Raw genomic sequence first — 6,517 nt, 5'->3', positions numbered from 1 at the left:
CTACACGGGATCGTTGCGACAACTTCAGCGGCGGCTCGGTACGATGCGGCCCTCGTATCAGGAGCGATTTTACGTTAAAAAACATGTCATTGCCGGTGAGCAGGCCCAGGTCGATTGGGGCCACTTCGGCAAACTACGCATTGGCAAAGCCGAGCGCAACCTTAGCGCTTTTGTCATGACACTATCGTGGTCACGAAAGATCTTCGTCTATTTCACCTTTGATCAGAGGGTCGAAACCCTGCTCTCGTGTCATGTCAAAGCCTTTCAAGCGTTGGGCGGCGTACCCAGGAGCATTCTATATGACAACATGAAAAGCGTCGTCCAAGAGCGTCTTGGAAACGTTGTCCGCTACCACGATGCGCTGGTGGAATTCTGCCAGCACTGGCTTTTCGAGCCGAGCGTCTGTGCTCCGTATCACCCTGAATCGAAAGGCCGGGTGGAGCGCAGCATTCGTTACTTTCGCGGCAGTTTCTTCGAGGGCCGGGCCATCGCGGATATCGGGAGCCTGAACAGGGAATGCATTCTCTGGTGCAGCAGCGAAGCTCTGGAAAGGAAGTGGCCGGACGACCCAGCTCGGACGGTGGCTGAAGCCTTCCTGGAAGAGCAGCGGGTCCTCTTGCCATTACCCGATATCGCCCGCAGCGTGCCACGCAAACTCATCCTCAGGCCGGATCGCTATGGTTATGTCCACTTCGACAAAAACCAGTATTCCGTTCCGCTGGCCACCTCCGGCCATGTGCTGACGCTCTGGTCCTATGAGCACGAAGTCGTCATCATGGACGGCAGCGAGGAAGTCGCCCGTCATCGCCGCTCTTACGATGCCGGTGAAAAGATCGAGACTGAGGCCCATCGTGCGGAGGTCGATAACTATCGGAATAAGCCACGTATCAGCAGACATATCGCTCGCCTCTCCGAAGAACTGCCGGAACTCCTGCCGCTCATGCGTCTGTGGATCGAATTCCACCTCGATACCAAGGCGCTCGTGAACTTCATCCAGAAAGCCAGTCGGCTGCATGGTTCAGAGATGATTCGCCTCATTATCCAAAGGGCTATTGATGAGCGAGCGTCACGGGTCCAGGACCTCATGCGATATCTTTATGAAATCCTGCAAAGTCCAGTGGATAACCCGACTATCAGCCTTTTGCTGCCGGAAAAACCCGAAGTCTGTGACCTCTGGATCAGGTCCCATGACCTCGATACTTATGACGATATATAGGAGCAGTTATGACCCTTTACGACGAACTTTCAGAACTCAGACTTCACTACATCGCACAAAACCTCGACGGCTTTCTGAGCCAGGCCGAAGTTTCCAAAAGCTCCCATCGTGATCTCATCGCTCGCATGGTCGAGCTTGAGCTTGTCGAACGGTCACGGCGCAGCACCGACCGGCGATTAAAGGAGGCCAGGCTCGGACGTTTTCAGCCGATGCAGGACTATGACTGGAACTGGCCGAAAGAGATCGACAGAAAAGCCGTCGAATCGCTCTTTACACCGGAATTCCTGGAATCCAGGCGAAACGCTGTACTCGCTGGGGCACAAGGTCTTGGCAAAACGATGATCGCTCGCAATCTTGGCCACTACGCTGTGCTTAACGGCTATTCATGCCTTTTCACAACGGCTTCGGCGTTGACGATTGACCTCGGCGCTCAGGAGAGTCGTCACGCACTGCAGCGAAGGCTACGATACTACGAATCCAGGGATTTTCTCATCATCGACGATATCGGCTACCTGTCCTTCGATACCCGCGCCGCCGACTTCATCTTCGAGATCGTCAACCGCCGATACGAGAAAGCGGCCATCTGCATCAGCACCAATCTGGCTTTCAAGGATTGGGCGCAGGTCTTTCCTGGAGCGCCTTGCGTGACGGCGATGATCGACAGGCTTACCCATAATGCGAGGATCATCAAAATCGCCGGAGAGTCTCATCGACTTCGTGATTCCAAGGCGAACAAGGAAAAGCCATGACGGAAGCTGAACTGAGAATCATGTTACTGGAGATGGATCACTATAGACGGCTTTGGGGGCTGCTGGAAGATCTGGAAACACTGCTCTGGAATATCAAGGCACTGAATGACGACAAGGAGATAATGGCGACCGAAGGTCACTGAGTTACACAACGGACGGAGGGACGCGAGGGCGATTCCCTCTTTTTTTATGCTGCAATTCGGTCATCTCTGCCGAGCCGGCAATCGCCGCTTTACGATGGCCGTCTACAATCAGCACTGGCCTCGAATTGATCGGCCAGGGAAAAGGCCAGCGGTATGTCACATTGCATTGAAAAAACCTCCGAAGGAGGAGGATTGCATCTCCCAGGAGGCGGCTTTTAGTCAATCATATTGATGATTTGATTAATTTCTAAGCATTCTTTCCGGGGCCCTGATCCTGCGGACGTTTATAGGCGGCGAGATACGTCTTGGCCGGAGCAGCGAAGGCATTGATGGCGGGACTCGCGCCTAGGAATGCGGCTGACGCGAAAACGGCAAACCCGGATTTGACATAACGGCTCATTATATCACACTCCGCAGCCGGACAAGTCTATTGCGCCGATTGCGAACCATGGGCCGCAGGTCCTGACACGTCAGATTTTTCGGATCGCTTTATCTACAGTATACTTGGTCAACAGACGTTTGTAAAATACCGACCCCAAAGCTCGTACTCAGGGTGAGGCGCATGACCCGGAGTCAATTCTGAGGAGTAGGCTCCGCCACATAAAAGGAGCGACGTGCTGCCAAAAATCTTCATGAGCGAACGCTTGGCCTCGCGCGGAAGTTCTATCTTACGCTCGTTGTGCCGCTAGCTCGTCTCGGGACTTATTACCTGGATCATGTACAGCGGCCTCGAATCCAACGCGGCCGAGCTTGCCAATGCCTTGCGCATTCAGGGCAAGAGCAACCGCGTCCTGTCGCTCCTTGCAGGACAGATACAGTTCTCAGTTCGCGATCAAGGTCCGCGTAGACTGTTTCCACCACAACTCGAACCTGATCCTGCACCAGCGTCGAACACAGTGCAGTCCCTGGAAAGACTTTCCGGCGGCAGGCTGCAGGGTTCGCACCTGTGACGAAGGATGTCACGACAGGATAACGCCTCACGGACGACCTATGTAGGTCTAATGGATATATGCCATAATATTAGTCTATTGCTGATATTCAGAGCATCAGTGAGTTGAAAGCAAAGCCAGGAGGATTCGTGTTGGCGCTGATTAATAAGATCTGTGTAGGAATCTTCATCCTTCTTTCCTTCCAGGGTTATCTTTGGGGAAAACCTATTATCTTCCCCATGGAAGGTACTATAAGCCTTTCCCCTTACCTGGAACTATACGAAGACCCCACAGGTAAACTGACGCTTCAGGACATCTTGAAAAAGGAAACTGCCTGGAAGGAACACCGGCTTGATCGACCTTTCATGGCCGGATATTCAAGCTCAACAGTTTGGGCCCGCTTTCCTCTGAGTCCGCGAAGTGGTCCAGGGCAAGTGGTGATGGAAAGCCGTGACCCTGGATCGGACTTTTTGGATTTTTTTATAGTCGGCAAGGACAAAGAAGTCAGATCATACGGGATAAGCGGTGACCAGGCAGTGGCATACAGTCACAACCTTAAAACTATCAAGCATCGTTATCCGGCTTTCGGATTTGAGTTGACTGAGCCGGTTGACATTTACGTGTCAATCAAAGGTCGGTCCCCTCTCAAATTCGATTTATACCTGACACAAACCCATGCCTTCGATGAAAATCGACTCCACGATTTCGGCATCAATATGATGTTTTTCGGCGTCGGAATTTTTCTATTCTTTTATAATTTTTTACTATTTATCCAGGTCCGCGAAAAAGTTTACCTTCCTTATCTTCTGACGATAGCTGCGGTTCAGATAACCATTATCACATCCAATGGATTCTGCAGAATCCTTTTTCCAACGGACATCTATTTGCCAAACAGGGGTCTGGTTCTTGCGACCTACCTCAGTATTATCGGAGGATGCTTAGTCAACGTTTTGTATTTTGATATGAAACATACCTCAAAAAAAGTATATGTTTTCCTGCTATCCACCGTTGCCCTATGCATGCCGCTTATGGTCATGACACACCTCGAGCATTACATTGGAGGACCAGCCGCTATTTTCATGGCTGCTGTGCTTCCTTTTAATGGCGTCGCGCAAGGCATCAGGTTTGCCATGAAAGGCTATCGTCCCGCCATATACTTTACAATGGCCTGGGTGTTTCTTTATGCAGGCTCCGTGCTGAAAGCTCTCGAAGTCATAGGTATCATAAATAATCTTTATATCGGCGAATTGGCTCTGCCTTGTGGAGCCATGCTTCAGGTTATAACTCTTTCGTTGGCAGTTGGCTATAAGCTTAAAAACCGGCAGGATCTGTCAAATCTCGAGATCAACAATCTGAATCAGGATCTTACTCAGAAAAACAGGGAGATCCATGATGCAAATGAGAAGCTACAGATTTTCAATCACCAGTTGGAAAGTCTTGTGCTTGAGAAAACGATCGATATCCGCAGCATTCTTGACAGCATGGAAGAGGGTATATTCTCTGTGCATCGTGACGGGGGTGCTCTCAAGCTCCATGGCGAGCATTCGAAATATCTTATGGAGATGCTCCATGAAAAAAATCTCGCACATCGCGAATTGACCTCCATCCTCTGCAAATTTAAACTTTCGAAAGACGCTTTGGCGTCGATCAACCAGATTTTCTTTGCGTGCCTTGATGAAGAGAGGCTGGCATGGGAATTAAACCTTCATCTTCTGCCTTCAGAGCTTCAAATGGAAACAGAGGGCAATATGCGATCATTTCTCGTGTCCTGGGTCGCTATGGACGATGAGAGAGGGATTGTCAGCAAGATTTTAGTAGCATTCAGAGACATCACGCAATTCAAGCAGTTGACCCATGAAAACAGCCAAAGGCAGGAGCTTCTCGACAAAATAGATACGATCTCTTCGATTGACATTTCCACCTTTCGATCATTTGTTGAATTCGGCCGCTCCTGTATTGACGAACTTTTGGCTTTTATTGCCATGCGAAAACAAAGCGAGAGTCATGACCTCAGCAGCATGTTCCGTCTCCTGCATACACTCAAGGGAATGGCCCGTACCTATGCTTTTCTCGATATTGCAAACCTGGCTCATGAATGCGAAGAGTGTATCAACGTAAAGTCTGGACAGGTTAATATTCCACAATTGTCAGACTTCGCTTCAGTATTGCAGGAAAATCTGAATGCATATATCGACATAGCTGCACAAAAGCTCAATATTGATCCAAACGAATCTCACATACGTCTCGATCATGCGGTGATTTCCAAGGTCTGCCGAATTATGGCCCAAAATAATGCGGCAACAAAGAGTCTGGGCTTGGAAGATTCTCTTAAATCACTTTCTCAATCCCTTGCGATGCCGATTGCTTCCCACCTGGTGGATGAACTGAACGGTTTGAGTAAGCTGGCAGACCAGCTTGGCAAGCTTCCTCCCAAAATACTCATTCATGATCATGGGGTTCTTATCAGCAAATTAATGACTACCACGATAAAAGGGGTCTTTGTACATTTGTTTCGGAATAGCCTTGATCACGGTATTGAGACAGAAGTGGAAAGGCGGTTCAAGAAAAAAAGCTCCAACGGTTCCATATCCATCGAGGTCGATACGGACCAGGACGGGCGGTGTCAAATTCAATATTCCGACGATGGTCTCGGATTGAACCTGAAACGGCTTAAGGATATGCTCGCTGCAGAGAGTCACAGGGTAAATTTGGTTGAGACGGAAATAATGGAATCCATATTCCTGAAGGGGGTTTCCACCAAGAATGAGGTTTCAGCGATTTCCGGCCGCGGTATGGGCATGGATGCTGTTCGCTCCATCCTGCAAAGCAAGGGAGGAAATATTGAGGTTGTGTCGATGGGCGCGCCAGACTCGAAAGGATTCATCAAGTTTGCGTTCAAAATCACTTTGAACTCAGAACATATTTATCCCTATAACCTCAATACCGAAGCTTCAAAAGCTGGACCGATAGTACCCGAACGAGGCGTGAGTTGAAATTATTTCAGCTATGGGTTTCCACCCTCGAGGGCTCACGTCGCGTTCCCTGACAGAGCCACGACCGAGAGGGCCTCCGCCACCAGCGGCCGGGGTGTGGGGCACAGTGCCATTAAAAGGTGAGTAGATCAGAGGAATTTCACCTCCAACCCCTCGTAAAACGGTGCGGGAACCTCTCGATTCACACCGCTTCCATCAGTACACAGGAAAGAAACTCCAATGAGCAAACAGTTTTGGGCACATTGTGTAGACAGATCTCAACCAGTCGCTTGATGCACCAATGTTCCATTTTAGGCCTTTGTATTTATTCCGGAACCATTTCATGATCTGCCTGTCGATATAAAATCCAAGGCTTTTCAATCTGCTTCTGTAGAATGCCCCATAATAGTTGATCCAACCTAGGATGATGGGATTAACCTCCTTGGCTATTTCTTTCAAAGACAGATTCACCTTGAGTCCAATCTTCCATTGAAATTTGATGATCTTC

General features: G+C 49.5%; 7 protein-coding genes. 5 read left to right on the top strand and 2 right to left on the bottom strand.

All coding sequences use genetic code 11. The features are described from left to right. The 3 genes from istA to VE954_RS33780 all read left to right on the top strand — a co-directional run. Positions 1-1,216 (top strand): IS21 family transposase (gene istA / locus VE954_RS33790; protein ID WP_324961366.1); only part of this gene is annotated, 1,216 nt, incomplete at its 5' end. Positions 1,217-1,224: 8 nt separating this feature from the next. Continuing rightward, on the top strand, positions 1,225-1,965 hold the full coding sequence (istB, locus tag VE954_RS33785) for an IS21-like element helper ATPase IstB (RefSeq protein ID WP_324961364.1): 741 nt from the start codon (positions 1,225-1,227) through the stop codon (positions 1,963-1,965). Beyond that, positions 1,962-2,108, top strand: coding sequence for a hypothetical protein (locus tag VE954_RS33780; RefSeq protein ID WP_324961362.1), 147 nt, complete (start codon positions 1,962-1,964; stop codon positions 2,106-2,108). The genes istB and VE954_RS33780 overlap by 4 nt, the downstream gene beginning before the upstream one ends. Positions 2,109-2,355: 247 nt before the next feature. Here the strand turns inward: VE954_RS33780 and VE954_RS33775 are convergent, their stop codons facing one another. Next, positions 2,356-2,508 (bottom strand): hypothetical protein, encoded by a 153-nt coding sequence (locus VE954_RS33775; protein WP_324961360.1) that lies wholly within the window; start codon positions 2,506-2,508, stop codon positions 2,356-2,358. A 316-nt stretch (positions 2,509-2,824) separates the two neighbouring features. Here VE954_RS33775 and VE954_RS33770 point away from each other — a divergent pair, with 316 nt between their 5' ends. Both VE954_RS33770 and VE954_RS33765 read left to right on the top strand, forming a co-directional pair. After that, positions 2,825-3,058 (top strand): hypothetical protein, encoded by a 234-nt coding sequence (locus VE954_RS33770; RefSeq protein ID WP_324961359.1) that lies wholly within the window; start codon positions 2,825-2,827, stop codon positions 3,056-3,058. 128 nt (positions 3,059-3,186) lie between these two features. Continuing rightward, positions 3,187-6,030, top strand: coding sequence for a 7TM diverse intracellular signaling domain-containing protein (locus VE954_RS33765; protein ID WP_324961357.1), 2,844 nt, complete (start codon positions 3,187-3,189; stop codon positions 6,028-6,030). A gap of 195 nt (positions 6,031-6,225) precedes the next feature. On the opposite strand, the gene VE954_RS33760 is transcribed toward VE954_RS33765, so the two are convergent. After that, a partial coding sequence (locus VE954_RS33760; RefSeq protein WP_324961355.1) for a group II intron maturase-specific domain-containing protein occupies positions 6,226-6,517 on the bottom strand: 292 nt, incomplete at its 5' end.

The sequence above is a fragment of the Oligoflexus sp. genome, assembly GCF_035638955.1.
In the GTDB taxonomy this organism is placed as follows: domain Bacteria; phylum Bdellovibrionota_B; class Oligoflexia; order Oligoflexales; family Oligoflexaceae; genus Oligoflexus.
The sequence above is the reverse complement of the archived record's forward strand: the minus strand, read 5'-3'. Positions and strand labels throughout refer to the sequence as shown.

Coding starts and splice junctions, on each gene's coding strand:
- istB (WP_324961364.1), top strand. CDS start 1,225: ATGACCCTTTACGACGAACTTTCAGAACTCAGACTTCACTACATCGCA.
- VE954_RS33780 (WP_324961362.1), top strand. CDS start 1,962: ATGACGGAAGCTGAACTGAGAATCATGTTACTGGAGATGGATCACTAT.
- VE954_RS33775 (WP_324961360.1), bottom strand. CDS start 2,508: ATGAGCCGTTATGTCAAATCCGGGTTTGCCGTTTTCGCGTCAGCCGCA.
- VE954_RS33770 (WP_324961359.1), top strand. CDS start 2,825: ATGTACAGCGGCCTCGAATCCAACGCGGCCGAGCTTGCCAATGCCTTG.